Annotated in this window: 13 protein-coding genes; 6 read left to right on the forward strand and 7 right to left on the reverse strand. The window is 35.0% G+C overall.

The features are described from left to right. Nucleotides 1-5: 5 nt before the first annotated feature. The 3 genes from GQ47_RS07830 to GQ47_RS07840 all read left to right on the forward strand — a co-directional run bounded on the left by GQ47_RS07830 (nt 6) and on the right by GQ47_RS07840 (nt 1,280). Nucleotides 6-626 (forward strand): class I SAM-dependent methyltransferase, encoded by a 621-nt coding sequence (locus GQ47_RS07830; RefSeq protein WP_035647030.1) that lies wholly within the window; start codon nt 6-8, stop codon nt 624-626. A 103-nt stretch (nt 627-729) separates the two neighbouring features. Next, nucleotides 730-963 carry a hypothetical protein gene (locus GQ47_RS07835; RefSeq protein ID WP_035647031.1) on the forward strand — a complete coding sequence of 78 codons (234 nt, stop codon included), beginning with the start codon at nt 730-732 and terminating at the stop codon, nt 961-963. Then, nucleotides 963-1,280, forward strand: coding sequence for a type II toxin-antitoxin system RelE/ParE family toxin (locus GQ47_RS07840; protein ID WP_035647033.1), 318 nt, complete (start codon nt 963-965; stop codon nt 1,278-1,280). The genes GQ47_RS07835 and GQ47_RS07840 overlap by 1 nt, the downstream gene beginning before the upstream one ends. Before the next feature lie 88 nt (nt 1,281-1,368). Here the strand turns inward: GQ47_RS07840 and GQ47_RS07845 are convergent, their stop codons facing one another. Next, nucleotides 1,369-2,073, reverse strand: a complete 705-nt coding sequence (locus GQ47_RS07845) for a Crp/Fnr family transcriptional regulator (RefSeq protein ID WP_035647034.1) — start codon at nt 2,071-2,073, stop codon at nt 1,369-1,371. A gap of 154 nt (nt 2,074-2,227) precedes the next feature. Here GQ47_RS07845 and GQ47_RS07850 point away from each other — a divergent pair, with 154 nt between their 5' ends. Together GQ47_RS07850 and GQ47_RS07855 are read left to right on the forward strand one after the other, a co-directional pair. Beyond that, nucleotides 2,228-5,743 carry a nitrate reductase gene (locus tag GQ47_RS07850; protein WP_035647035.1) on the forward strand — a complete coding sequence of 1,172 codons (3,516 nt, stop codon included), beginning with the start codon at nt 2,228-2,230 and terminating at the stop codon, nt 5,741-5,743. A gap of 73 nt (nt 5,744-5,816) precedes the next feature. Beyond that, nucleotides 5,817-7,247: a rubredoxin gene (locus GQ47_RS07855; protein ID WP_035648085.1), complete on the forward strand. Its 1,431-nt coding sequence runs from the start codon at nt 5,817-5,819 to the stop codon at nt 7,245-7,247. Nucleotides 7,248-7,604: 357 nt separating this feature from the next. Here the strand turns inward: GQ47_RS07855 and GQ47_RS23740 are convergent, their stop codons facing one another. Continuing rightward, nucleotides 7,605-8,042: a hypothetical protein gene (locus GQ47_RS23740; protein WP_238567958.1), complete on the reverse strand. Its 438-nt coding sequence runs from the start codon at nt 8,040-8,042 to the stop codon at nt 7,605-7,607. A gap of 4 nt (nt 8,043-8,046) precedes the next feature. On the opposite strand from GQ47_RS23740, the gene GQ47_RS23745 reads away from it, so the two are divergent. Further along, on the forward strand, nt 8,047-8,268 hold the full coding sequence (locus GQ47_RS23745) for a hypothetical protein (RefSeq protein ID WP_238567959.1): 222 nt from the start codon (nt 8,047-8,049) through the stop codon (nt 8,266-8,268). Between the two features lie 232 nt (nt 8,269-8,500). Here the strand turns inward: GQ47_RS23745 and moaA are convergent, their stop codons facing one another. From moaA to GQ47_RS07885, 5 genes are all read right to left on the reverse strand, one after another. Then, nucleotides 8,501-9,508, reverse strand: coding sequence for a GTP 3',8-cyclase MoaA (gene moaA, locus GQ47_RS07865; RefSeq protein WP_035647038.1), 1,008 nt, complete (start codon nt 9,506-9,508; stop codon nt 8,501-8,503). Further along, nucleotides 9,495-10,409 (reverse strand): bifunctional molybdenum cofactor biosynthesis protein MoaC/MoaB, encoded by a 915-nt coding sequence (moaCB, locus tag GQ47_RS07870; protein ID WP_035647039.1) that lies wholly within the window; start codon nt 10,407-10,409, stop codon nt 9,495-9,497. The genes moaA and moaCB overlap by 14 nt, the downstream gene beginning before the upstream one ends. Nucleotides 10,410-10,418: 9 nt before the next feature. Continuing rightward, a complete protein-coding gene (locus tag GQ47_RS07875; protein ID WP_035648088.1) occupies nt 10,419-10,850 on the reverse strand; it encodes a molybdenum cofactor biosynthesis protein MoaE in 432 nt (143 codons plus the stop codon). Between the two features lie 154 nt (nt 10,851-11,004). Next, nucleotides 11,005-12,072 carry a HesA/MoeB/ThiF family protein gene (gene moeB / locus GQ47_RS07880; RefSeq protein WP_035647040.1) on the reverse strand — a complete coding sequence of 356 codons (1,068 nt, stop codon included), beginning with the start codon at nt 12,070-12,072 and terminating at the stop codon, nt 11,005-11,007. 9 nt (nt 12,073-12,081) lie between these two features. Next, nucleotides 12,082-12,321, reverse strand: coding sequence for a MoaD/ThiS family protein (locus GQ47_RS07885; RefSeq protein WP_035647041.1), 240 nt, complete (start codon nt 12,319-12,321; stop codon nt 12,082-12,084). Nucleotides 12,322-12,323 lie beyond the last annotated feature (2 nt).

The following is a 12,323-nucleotide window of genomic DNA, read 5'->3' on the forward strand; positions in this document are numbered from 1 at the left end:
ACCAAATGAACAACTGGACTCAAAGATGGGACGATCGTTACAAAACTGAAGATTTTGCATACGGCACAGCACCAAACAATTATTTACAAGAACAAATCGGAAAATTAAATCCCGGCGCTATTCTTTTTCCTGCCGAAGGCGAAGGACGAAATGCTGTTTTCGCAGCCCAATTAGGCTGGGAAGTTTCAGCTTTTGATATTAGTGAAGAAGGAAGAAACAAAGCGCTTCGTTTAGCAAAAAACAATGATGTTTCAATTGATTATCAAGTTGGAGAATTAGAAACTTTAGACTTTCATACCGAACAATTTGATGCAATTGCTTTAATTTATGCCCATTTTCCGGCAACGATAAAATCTGAAATTCATAGACAACTCGACCAACTTTTGAAAAAAGGCGGCATTATTATTTTTGAAGCTTTCAGTAAAAAGCATTTAGAATACGTAACAAAAAATGAAAAAGTTGGCGGCCCAAAAGACATTGAATCTTTATTTTCAATCGAAGAAATCAAAACTGATTTTCCAAATTATGAAATCATCGAATTAGAAGAAAAAGAAATCGAACTAAACGAAGGTTTATTCCATAACGGAACGGGTTCAGTAATCCGATTTGTGGGAAGAAAAAAATAAAAACACGACGTAGAGACGCACAGCATGCGTCTCTACAAAAAACATCTTAAAAAAAATATTCCCTTGAAAGATAATTCGTAAATTTGAAAAAATAATCAATGTCATGGATTTACAAACAAGAAAAATAGAATTTGTACAGGAGTTTTTAAAAATTCAAAGCGAAGAACTGATTTCTCAGCTGGAAAATTTATTAAAAAACAAAAGCAATTCCGATGATAATGATTTTTTTAATCCAATGTCTATTGAAGAGTTTAATAATAGAATAGACCAATCTGAAGATGATTTTAAAAACGGAAGATACAAAACAACTTCTCAGCTTTTAGAAAAATATAAGTAATGAAATTAAAAATTATCTGGTCGCAGTTTGCTGAAACTGAAGTTGACAAAATTTATGCCTATTATCTTCAAAAAGTAGGAATTAGGGTTGCCAAAAAAATTATTAAAGAAATAATTTCTGAACCAAATAAACTCATTTCAAATAACCTTTCAACTCAAATTGAGGGACTTTTGCTTGATAGAGAAAACGAATATCATTACTTAGTTTGTAAAAATTACAAAATTATTTATAGTGTAGATAACAAAAATAAGCAAATCAAAATTGCTGATGTTTTTGATACAAGACAAAACCCTGTAAAACTTAAGCGTACAAAATAAGCTTTCCTATAAGTCATTACCGCACAGCAATGCATCTCTACAAATCAAAACCTTTACAACTTTGTCTCTTTGTAACTTTGTCCCTCTTTTAAAAATATTTATGCTCCATAATCTCAGAACGTAATTCTGAAACTTCCAAAATCCCAACACGTTTTCCTTCTGTTTTAATCAGAGCTTCTTTTTTAAGACTAGACAAAATACGAATCGCCTGTTCTTCCGTCGTTCCGGCAAAATCTGCAATTTCCTTTCGCGAAAGCTCAATATCAATCAAACCATTTACCTGTCCGAATTTACGATAGATATAAAGCAGTAAATCAATTACACGTTCGCGGACATTCATGTGCGCAATTTTTCGGATATTGTTTTCGCTTTTGTTTAATTCTTCTGCATAAAAAAGCATTAAAGCATAAGTAAATTCCGGAACATGCTGTAAAATTTCCATCATAGTTTCGTTGCTGAAATTGCACAAAACCGTATCTTCCAAAGCATAAGCACCAATCAAATAACGTTTGCTCGTTCCGAATCCACGGAAACCAATAGTGTCGCCATTTGTAGTCAAACGCACAATTTGTTCACGTCCGTTAATTCCGGTTTTAACTGTTTTTACTTTTCCTGAACAAACAAAATAAAGTCCTTGCAACGGCGCGCCTTCCGTAATAAATTGTTGCGATTTTTTGCAGACAAAACTATGTTTCTTAGAGACATATTGCTTCATTTGCTCTAAATGCAAATGTTTTTTAATGAAACAATTTTCATTGGCACAATTATAACAAATAGATTGTTCTTCTTTCATGAGTTCCATTTTTTCGGCATTAAACGTATTTGTTGTTCCTCATTTCTTTTCATCAAAAATAATAAAAATAAAATTAAAAAATACGTATTAATACTTAAAAAATACTTATTTTTGTTTCAAGTTAAGTAAGTGATTTATTTAAAACCGAACTGTAATGCAAAATACCAAGATCAAAACTACCTGTTCCTACTGTGGCGTTGGCTGCGGAATAATCGTGACCAACGATGCTAAAAATGGTGTAATGGTCGAAGGTGACAAAGATCATCCTGTAAATAAAGGAATGTTATGTTCTAAAGGAATGAACTTGCACTACGTAGTTAATGATACTTCAGACCGAATTTTATATCCGGAAATGCGCGGAAGCAAGAATTATCCGTTAGAACGCGTTAGTTGGGATACCGCTCTTGATCGCGCGGCAGCAGTTTTTTCTTCTATCATAAAAAAACATGGCCCAGATAGCGTTGGATTTTATATTTCGGGACAATGTTTAACTGAGGAATATTACTTAGTAAATAAATTGGTAAAAGGTTTTTTGAAAACCAATAATATTGATACCAATTCCAGACTTTGTATGAGTTCGGCGGTCGTGGGTTATAAAAAAACATTTGGTGAAGATTCTGTGCCAATTGCTTATGATGATATCGAATTGGCCGATACTTTTTTAATTACCGGCGCAAATCCGGCTTGGTGCCATCCTATTCTATTCAGACGATTAGAAAAACACAAAGAGAAAAATCCGAAAACAAAAGTAATTTGTATTGATCCAAGGCGAACGGACACAGCCGCTTTCGCCGATTTACACTTGCAAATTATTCCTGGTTCGGATATTATTTTATATCACGCGATTGCGAGACGAATTATCGAGAAAGGCTACGTAGATCATGATTTTGTAAAAAACCACGCCGAGAATTTTAAACAATATAAAGACTTAGTTTTAGGTACCTCTCTTGAAAAAGCTTCTAAACTTTGCGGAATTTCTGTAAACGATATTAAACTGGCTGCCGATATTATCGGAAAAGCAAAAGGATTTATTTCGCTTTGGGCAATGGGATTGAACCAAAGTGCTGTTGGCGTTGATAAAAATACGGCTTTGCTGAATTTATCTTTATTAACCGGACAAGTTGGAAAACCGGGTTCTGGACCATTTTCATTAACGGGTCAACCTAACGCAATGGGCGGACGCGAAGTCGGCGGAATGGCGACACTTTTAGCCGCACATAAAGACATTGCAAACCCAACGCATCGAAAAGAAGTTGCTGACTTTTGGGGTGTTGACGAGATTTCAGATAAACCGGGGTTAACGGCGACAGAAATGTTTGAAGCTTTAGAATCTGGAAAAATGAAAGCCGTTTGGATAATCTGCACCAATCCGTTAGTGAGTTTACCCGATTCTAGAAGAGCAGAAAAAGCACTTCAAAATGCCAAATTCGTTGTCGTTCAGGATATTTCACACAATGCCGATACAGCCAAATTTGCCGATTTATTATTACCTGCAGCAGGCTGGTTGGAAAAAGAAGGAACGATGACCAATTCGGAGCGTCGTATTTCTTATTTGCCAAAAGGAATCAACGCGCCGGGCGAAGCGCTTCCGGATATTGAAATCTTAATTCGTTTTGCTAAAAAAATGAATTTCAACGGATTCAATTTCAACAGTGCCGAGGAAATTTACAAAGAACATTGCGCGCTTACCAAAAATACCAATATTGATATTTCATTCTTAAACTATAATCGTTTAAAAAACGAAGGCACTTTTCAATGGCCGGTCCCTGATTATAATCATCCGGGAACTCCCAGATTATTTACGGATAAAAAATTCTATACGCCTTCAGGAAAAGCGATTTTTAATTTACCCGTTTCCATCGAAAATACTTCCGTTCAGCCAAATGCCGAATTTCCTTTCATTTTAACGACAGGAAGAATTCGCGACCAATGGCATACGATGACAAAAACCGGAAAAGTGTCAAGATTATTGACGCATATTCCGAGTCCGGTTCTCGAAATCAATCCGATTGATGCTTTTAAAAATGATATTAAAAATGGCGATATAGTCGTAGTTTCTAGTAAAAACGGCGAAGTTCGTGTAAAAGCAAAAGTTACCGATTCGATTAAAGAAAAAGTGGTTTTCCTACCGATGCATTGGGGAAAACAACTTGAAAATGATTTAAACAGAACCAACAATTTAACCAACAACGTTATTGATCCAATTTCGAAAGAACCTGATTTTAAATACACTACGGTTTCGATTACGAAATACGTAAAACCATTCCAGAAAATTGCCATTGTAGGCGCTGGAGCAGCTTCTTTCCGATTCATTCAAAACTATCGTGAATTCAATACTACTGATGAAATTATTGTTTTTTCGAATGAAGTAAATCCGTTTTACAATCGCGTTTTACTTCCAGAATATATGACGGGAGAATTTAGCTGGGAACAACTTTTAAAGGTCAAAGATGGCGAGGCTTTCAGCAAACTAAAAATCACCATGAAAGCCGGAGTTGCAATTGAAAAACTAAATCCAAACAAAAAAACTATTCTGGACAGTCAAGGCGAAATTCACACTTTTGATTCTTTGATTATAGCAACAGGAAGCCGTCCTTTTGTTCCGGAAAATGCACAACTTCATCTTCCGGGCCGATTTACAGTCAGAAAAAAAGAAGATGCTGATCGTTTAAAAAAACATCTTGACAGCACCAATCTTCCGCCAGAAGAACAACATGTTGTCATAATTGGCGGTGGATTATTAGGATTAGAATTGGCGGCAGCCTTAAAACATAAAAAAGTAAAAACGACTATCGTTCAAAGAGCTTCCCGTTTGATGGAGCGTCAGTTAGACCGAATTTCAAGCAAATTATTAGCCGAGGAAGTACAGCTTCGTGATATTCAGATTTATTTTGATAATGAAGTTAGCACGGTTTTCGAAACCGATAATCCAAATGAAATTGAAATCGCTTTAAAGAGTGGTAAAATCATAACGGCAAACGCAATTGTTTACACGATTGGAACTATTCCGAATATTGAAATTGCTCGCGAAAGCGGACTTTCATGCGGTCGAGGTGTAAAAGTAAATCAGTATTTACAAACTTCAAATCCGAATATTTTTGCGATTGGAGAAATAGCCGAATTCAACAATAAATTATTCGGAATCACTTCTGCCGCCGAAGAACAGGCCGATATTTTGGCCAACTTTTTAGCGGGAGATATCAGCAGTTATTATAAAGGTTCGATTTTGATGAATATTCTAAAATTAGAAGACATTAACCTTTGCAGCATTGGCGATATTGAAATTCCGGAAAACGATGATTCGTACGAAGAAATTGTTTTCTCAGATTTGAAAAAACGTTATTATAAGAAATGCATCGTAAAAGACGATCTTTTGGTTGGAGCAATTTTGATGGGCGATAAAAATGAATTTGCCGAATTCAAAACCATGATCGAAACCAAAATCGAATTATCAGATAAACGAAATTTATTACTCCGAGGAAGCTCAACCGCAAAACCTGTTTTAGGGAAATTGGTCTGTTCGTGCAGTCAAGTCGGAGCCGGAAATATCGAAGAAACGATTAAAAGCGGTATCAACGATTTCACCGATTTATGCAAAAACACAGGCGCAGGTTTAGGCTGCGGAAGTTGTAAAACAGAAGTTAAAGAGATTCTCGCGAAATGTAAATAGTTTATTTTGTTTCACGTTTCAGGTTTCAAGTTTGTTGGAACGTGAAACGTGAAACTTGAAACAAAAAGAAAAAATGGAACTAACAAGATTAATAGTAAAAGGAGGCGTTATTTCTCCAGGAGAACTTAGAGAAGTTGTAAACATCGCTTTGGAAGAAGGTCTGGATTCCATTTCATTTGGTTCAAGACAGGATATTATTTTTCCGCAAGGTTTTAAATCTTTAGACAAAACCACTTTAGGAAAACATCATTTTGTTTATCCTGATCAAAAAAGTGGCAATAATATTGTTTCTTCATACGTTTCGACTGATATTTTCAGAAATACCAACTGGCTTACCGGAAACCGTTTTTTGTATGTTTTGGAAGAATTTAAAGAACAGCCAAAACTCAAAGTCAACTTAACCGATCCGAAACAGCAATTAGTTCCTTTGTTTACAGGACATTTAAACTTTATTGCTTCAGAACACGAAGATTATTGGTACTTATATATTCGTCTTCCAAAATGGGAAAAAATGGAAGTCTATCCAGTTCTGATTTACAGTTGGGATTTAGCTAAGATTTATTACGAAATCGAAAAAATATCCGAAGAAGATTCTATTGATATTGAAATGCTTTTCACCTTAGTGAGCGAAGCTTTGGACACCAATAACAGAACAATCGACAAACCGCTGAATATTCCTTTTTACCCATTTCCGTATTACGAAGGAATGAACCGGATGGGAATCGATCAATATTGGTTAGGCTTGTATTGGCGAAATAATTTATACGATTTAGATTTTCTAAAAGAAATGTGCGATTTGTGTTTTGAATGCAAAATCGGGAAAATCTGTATCACGCCTTGGAAATCATTTATTGTCAAAGGAATTCCGAAAGACCGAAAATTGGAATGGGAAAAATTCTTAGGAAAACGCGGCATCAACGTTCGCCATTCTTTATTAGAATTGAATTGGCATTTGCCCGTTGCAATGGAATGGGCTTTGAACCTGAAAACTTTTTTGGTTCGAACATTGGATCAATTTGACATCAGTACATACGGATTAAATTTCGGAATTTCTGAATACAACCGCGACGGACATTATTTCACTTCGATTGTTATCGAAAAAAATGAACTTCCGCAAGCTTTAGAATCCATTAAAATCAGAGATACTTATAATGTTTTGTTCGCCCGCAATTTCGACCCAAATACACGCGAATATATTGTGCACTCGCAAGATATTGACAAACTCGAATTACCAACAATTTTAATTGAATTAAGCCGAAAATATTTCGACGAACTTGGAAATTCAACATCAGAAACAACTGAAAATCCTCAGAAAAAAGAAAAACCACAATTGGATATCTACCAATGCCAGGAATGTTTAACCCTCTATAATCCGGAATACGGAGATGAAAGCCAGGGAATTCCGAAAGGCATTTTATTTACCGATTTATCAGATACCTATTGCTGTTCCTTATGCGAAGCCCCAAAAAGTAATTTCAGAATTTTGGAATTAGTAAAAAACTAATCAGGGAAACAGAATATTTATTAGGAGCTAATCCCGCTGTCCGCTATATCTTTTGTCCGCCGCGGCGCGACAAAAGGATGCCGCTCCCATCGGGGCTAGGGCACTCGTTTTCAAAAGAAATAATTGCTAAAAAAGCTTTATTTATAAGGCATTTTCTTCTATTTTTTCATGTAGAATTGTTAAGAGATTTCGCTTTAAAATTTCGGACAAAAAACTAATTATTTAATATTCAGTCATTTAAATATGGAATTTATAGAAAAGCTTAACATTGAGATGCTTGTTTTATAATTATCTTTACTTAACTGAAACTTAACAATTTAGTTACATTGTTATTAACATACTCATCTAAAAGTACATTTATATGGAAAACAAAACCGAAGAAACGACTCCTGAGAAAATCGATTCTCCAGCAGTAGAAACCCCAAAACCAGCTACAGAAAATACTGCAAGCACGCCACCAGCAAAAGCACCAGTACGTAAGACTGCACCAGCTAGAACCGCTGCTACAAAACCTGCAGCTCCAAAAACAACAGCTGCGAAACCAGCTGCAGCTAAAGCTCCTGCCGCAACTGTAACAAAAACCGCAACAACTTCGACTGCAAAAACACCTGCAAAAGCCGTTATAAAAACCGCTGCAGCAATTTCTCCAAAACCTGCGGCAAGAAGAGCTCCAGCAAAAAAAGTATTAACTCCAGCTGCAAAGCCAGAGGAAAAAGCAGCAGTTACTGAATCAACAGAAGAAAATACTAACCCAGCAGTTAAAACTGAAAAAGACAAAGCTGCTAAAAAAGCCAAAAAAGTGAAAGATAAAGAAAAGGAAAAAGCGAAAAAGAAAGCAGCAAAGCTAAAAGAAAAAGCAAAAAAAGATAAAAAGAAAGAAAAAGCGAAGAAAGCAAAACAAAAAGCAGCCGCTAAGAAAAAAGAAAAAGCTAAAAAAGCGAAAGAAAAAGCAAAAGCTAAAAAAATTGCTAAAAAGAAAGCCAAAGCTCAAAAAAAGGCAAAAGCTAAAAAGAAAAAATAATATTTAATAAAGGTTTGACTTTAAAAAAGTTGAACCTTTTTTTTCATTTATCCGAGTTGTTTTGTCATTCCGAGGAACGAGGAATCTCCGCAAGTAGTTCGACAAAGATTGGCGCCTTAAGCAACGGAGTTACTTGCGGAGATTCCTCGTTCCTCGGAATGACAAACTATGCGGTTAAGACTTCGACTTCACTCAGCCTCACAATTAACAATTAATAATTAACAATTAATTTTCACCCCCCAATCGCAATCATACTACGATTATCAAAATGCTTGGCAGGATCATCCATTTCATCAATTGTAACCATTCCGGCGCGAACTTTCTTTTTATTTTGAATAGATGCTGAAATCAATTCAGTGATTGATTCTCCATTTCTAAAAGCAGTTAGTAAATCGGTTTCAGAATTTGAGAAAAGACAGTTTTTTATTTTTCCATCGGCCGTTAAGCGGATGCGGTTGCAACTATCACAAAACGGATTTGTAATCGAACTTATAATTCCAAAATCGCCTTGAAAACCTTTAATTTTATAATTTCTTGAAGTGAAGTTTTTTTCGTCTTCTAACTTTTCAATTTCATCTTCTGAAAATTGTGTTTCAACTAAAGATAAAATCTCTTTCTGCGAAACCATTTTACTTCTATCCCACTCATTTCCGGCAAACGGCATAAATTCAATGAAACGTACCGAAATTGGCAAGAACTGTGTCAGTTTTACAAAATCAACAATTTCGTTATCATTGAAACCTTTCATCAAAACTACATTCACTTTTACCTGAAAATCATTATTCAAAAGCAAATGCAAATTATCAACAACTTTCTCAAATTGATTTCTAAGCGTTACAGAATGAAATTTTGACGAAACCAAAGTATCTAAACTCAAATTGATTTTTTTGACATTAAACTGTTTTAAAACATCTATATGACGATCAATTAAAATCCCGTTTGTTGTTATGGAAAGTGAGACATTTAAATCATATAATTTCGAAACAATTTCAGGAAAATCTTTTCTTAGTAAAGGTTCTCCGCCTGTCAATCTTATTTTGTCAACACCATTTTTTACGAAAGTCTGGGCAATGGCAAAAATCTCCTCAGCCGTCATTAAACTGGCTTTTGGAGAAAGTGCAATTCCATCCGCCGGCATACAATACGTACAACGCAGATTGCATTTTTCCAGCAACGAAATGCGTAGATAATTATGTCTGCGCCCAAAACCGTCCGTCAAAATTGTGTTAGAGGCTGTCATGGTTTTTACCTTTTAAAATATGAAAAACGTGCATTACATGCGGAAAAACAGCGTCCATAGATTCTCTTACCCCGTTTGTTGAACCCGGCAAAGCCAAAACCAGACTTTTTCCTAAAGTTCCTGCAACACTTCTAGAAAGCATCGCATACGGCATTCTTTGTTGACCGTAACTACGAATAGCTTCTTCAATTCCTGGAATTCGGCTTTCTAATAATGGTTCTAAAGCTTCTGGTGTAACATCTCTTGGCGATAATCCAGTTCCACCTGTAAAAATCACCAACTGATTTTCTTTAGCGAAAGCTTTTGTTTTTTCCTGAATAATATCCAATTCATCTGGAATGATTTCGTAATGAGAAGTTTCAACTCCGTACGAATCAAGTTTTTCTACAATTGTTTTACCGGAACGATCTTCTTTATCTCCTGCAAAAATGGAATCGGAACAAACAAAAACGGCTGCTTTGATTACATTCGGGAATTTATTTTTGAAAGACGATTTTCCGCCTTCTTTATTGATTAATTTGATTGTTGAAATTTCGATTCCCTTATCAATTGGTTTCAGCATATCGTACATGGTCAATGCAACAATTGACGCACCGTGCATCGCTTCAACCTCAACTCCGGTTTTATAAACAGTTTTTACTTTGAAAATAATATGAATTTCTAAACCTTCTATAATATACTCAACAGCAGTAAATTCAATTGGAAGCGGATGACAATCCGGAATAGATAAATGCGTGTTTTTTACCGCAAATAATCCTGCTGTTTTTGCCATTTCAAACACGTTTCCTTTTGGCACTAAATTATTGACAACAGCATCAATTGTTTCTTGTTTACTTACTTTTACAATTGCAGTTGCGGTTGCGACTCTTAAAGTGCTTATTTTATGCGTAATATCTACCATTTTTATTTCTTAGGTATTTTGTTTCCAAGTGAATGTATCGTTTTCAAACATTTCTTTGCCAAAAATTGGTACATCAGTTTTAATCCAGTTTACGATGGCTTCTGTTGCTTCATAAACTTGTTTGCGTCGCGTTGCCGAAACAAAAACAAACAAACAGATTTCGCCCGCTTTTACAACACCTAAACTGTGGTAAATGTGCATGCAGGTTAAATCGAATTTGGCAAATGCTTTTTCACGAATTGCATACAGCGCTTCATTTGCCATATCGGTGTAAGCAGAATAATCAATCGCAACGACTGTATTATCATGAATAACATCGGCACGAACTTGTCCTAAAAAAATATTGTGCGCACCAATTGTGTGTTTCGATTGGTGTTTCGCAATCGACTCGGCTATAAATTCAGGAGCAATTGGCCCTTCTACAAATACATTTTTACTCATTATATTTATTTTTTTTTTTCGCCACGAATTCACGAATTAATCCAATACTTTACGAATAGATTTTAAAAAATAAATTCGTGAAATTTAGATTACACAAATTATTACGTGATAATTCGTGAATTGCTTCGCCCGTTCGCTATCGCTCGGGTCGTGGCTATATCTTTTCTTCTTTCAATATATTCTTCATTGCCAAAGCTCCGCCTGCAATGCTTTTTGCATTTTTAAATTGATGATTTTGAAGCAATTCAACAGCCATTTTACTTCTAATTCCAGATTGGCAGAAAATATAAATTATTTTGTTTTTATCCAATTTTTCAATTTCACTTTCTAAATGCATTAACGGAATCTGGATTTGATTTTTTAAACTGATTTTTGGCAATTCGTCTTCATTTCTAACGTCTAAAAATAAAACGTTATCATCATCTATTTCTTCTAAAACGGATTCAAAACTTATTTCTTCAATTTCAGCTTTATTGTATTTTTCTTCGAATGATTCTCTGCTTATGTTTTGAACATCACTCTTATCGAAATCATATTTCTGCTGTTCGTTGTTCAAAATATTGTAAACCAATATTTTTCCGCTTAAAACATTTCCAATTCCAAGAATCATTTTTATGACTTCATTCGCTTGGAACAGACCGATAATTCCAACCGAAATTCCGATTACGCCTGCATCTTCACAATTTAAAGCATTCGAATTTTCATCTGGATACAAACACCTGTATGTTGGCCCGTTTTGATAATTGAATACCGAAACTTGTCCTTGAAATCTAAAAATAGATCCGTAAACCATTGGTTTATTAGTTACCAGGCAAGCATCATTTATTAAATATTTAATCGAAATATTATCTGTTGCATCGACTATAATATCATATTTTTCAAATAATGAAATGGCATTTTTTCCAGATAATTTCTCAGAAAAAGCATTAACTTTTATTTCCGGATTTAATTCTGAAATCATCAATTTAGCTTCTTCAGCTTTAGATTTTCCAACAGCCGAAGTTTTGTAAATAACCTGGCGATGGAGATTCGAAACGTCAATTATATCATCATCAACAATTCCGATTTTACCAACTCCCGCGCCAGCCAAATAAGGCAAGATTGCGGCACCCAGACCACCTGCACCAATCACCAAAACTTTCGATTTTGATAATTTTTGCTGGCCTTCCTCTCCTATTTCTGGAAGAATTGTTTGTCGGTTGTATCTCGCTGATTCTTTCATGATTTTTAATTATCCTCCTGCAAATGGAGGTAACAAAGCTACAACATCACTTGTTTGCAAAGTGTAATTTGAAGCTTTTGAAACTATTTTTTGATTTACTGCAACGGTGAAAGTCAGTGATTCGAAATCATATTTTCCGTTTAAATCCTGCAACAATTTTTGCAATGACAATTCTTCTGAAAAAGATAATTTTTCGAATTCACATTTTGTTTTTTCAGCAACAGCTCCAAAATATTTAACCTCGATCATTT

Origin of the sequence: Flavobacterium sp. ASV13, from assembly GCF_000745775.1 — a bacterium.
Classification (GTDB): Bacteria; Bacteroidota; Bacteroidia; order Flavobacteriales; family Flavobacteriaceae; genus Flavobacterium.

Coding starts and splice junctions, on each gene's coding strand:
- GQ47_RS07830 (WP_035647030.1), top strand. CDS start 6: ATGAACAACTGGACTCAAAGATGGGACGATCGTTACAAAACTGAAGAT.
- GQ47_RS07835 (WP_035647031.1), top strand. CDS start 730: ATGGATTTACAAACAAGAAAAATAGAATTTGTACAGGAGTTTTTAAAA.
- GQ47_RS07840 (WP_035647033.1), top strand. CDS start 963: ATGAAATTAAAAATTATCTGGTCGCAGTTTGCTGAAACTGAAGTTGAC.
- GQ47_RS07845 (WP_035647034.1), bottom strand. CDS start 2,073: ATGAAAGAAGAACAATCTATTTGTTATAATTGTGCCAATGAAAATTGT.
- GQ47_RS07850 (WP_035647035.1), top strand. CDS start 2,228: ATGCAAAATACCAAGATCAAAACTACCTGTTCCTACTGTGGCGTTGGC.
- GQ47_RS07855 (WP_035648085.1), top strand. CDS start 5,817: ATGGAACTAACAAGATTAATAGTAAAAGGAGGCGTTATTTCTCCAGGA.
- moaA (WP_035647038.1), bottom strand. CDS start 9,508: ATGACAGCCTCTAACACAATTTTGACGGACGGTTTTGGGCGCAGACAT.
- moaCB (WP_035647039.1), bottom strand. CDS start 10,409: ATGGTAGATATTACGCATAAAATAAGCACTTTAAGAGTCGCAACCGCA.
- GQ47_RS07875 (WP_035648088.1), bottom strand. CDS start 10,850: ATGAGTAAAAATGTATTTGTAGAAGGGCCAATTGCTCCTGAATTTATA.
- moeB (WP_035647040.1), bottom strand. CDS start 12,072: ATGAAAGAATCAGCGAGATACAACCGACAAACAATTCTTCCAGAAATA.
- GQ47_RS07885 (WP_035647041.1), bottom strand. CDS start 12,321: ATGATCGAGGTTAAATATTTTGGAGCTGTTGCTGAAAAAACAAAATGT.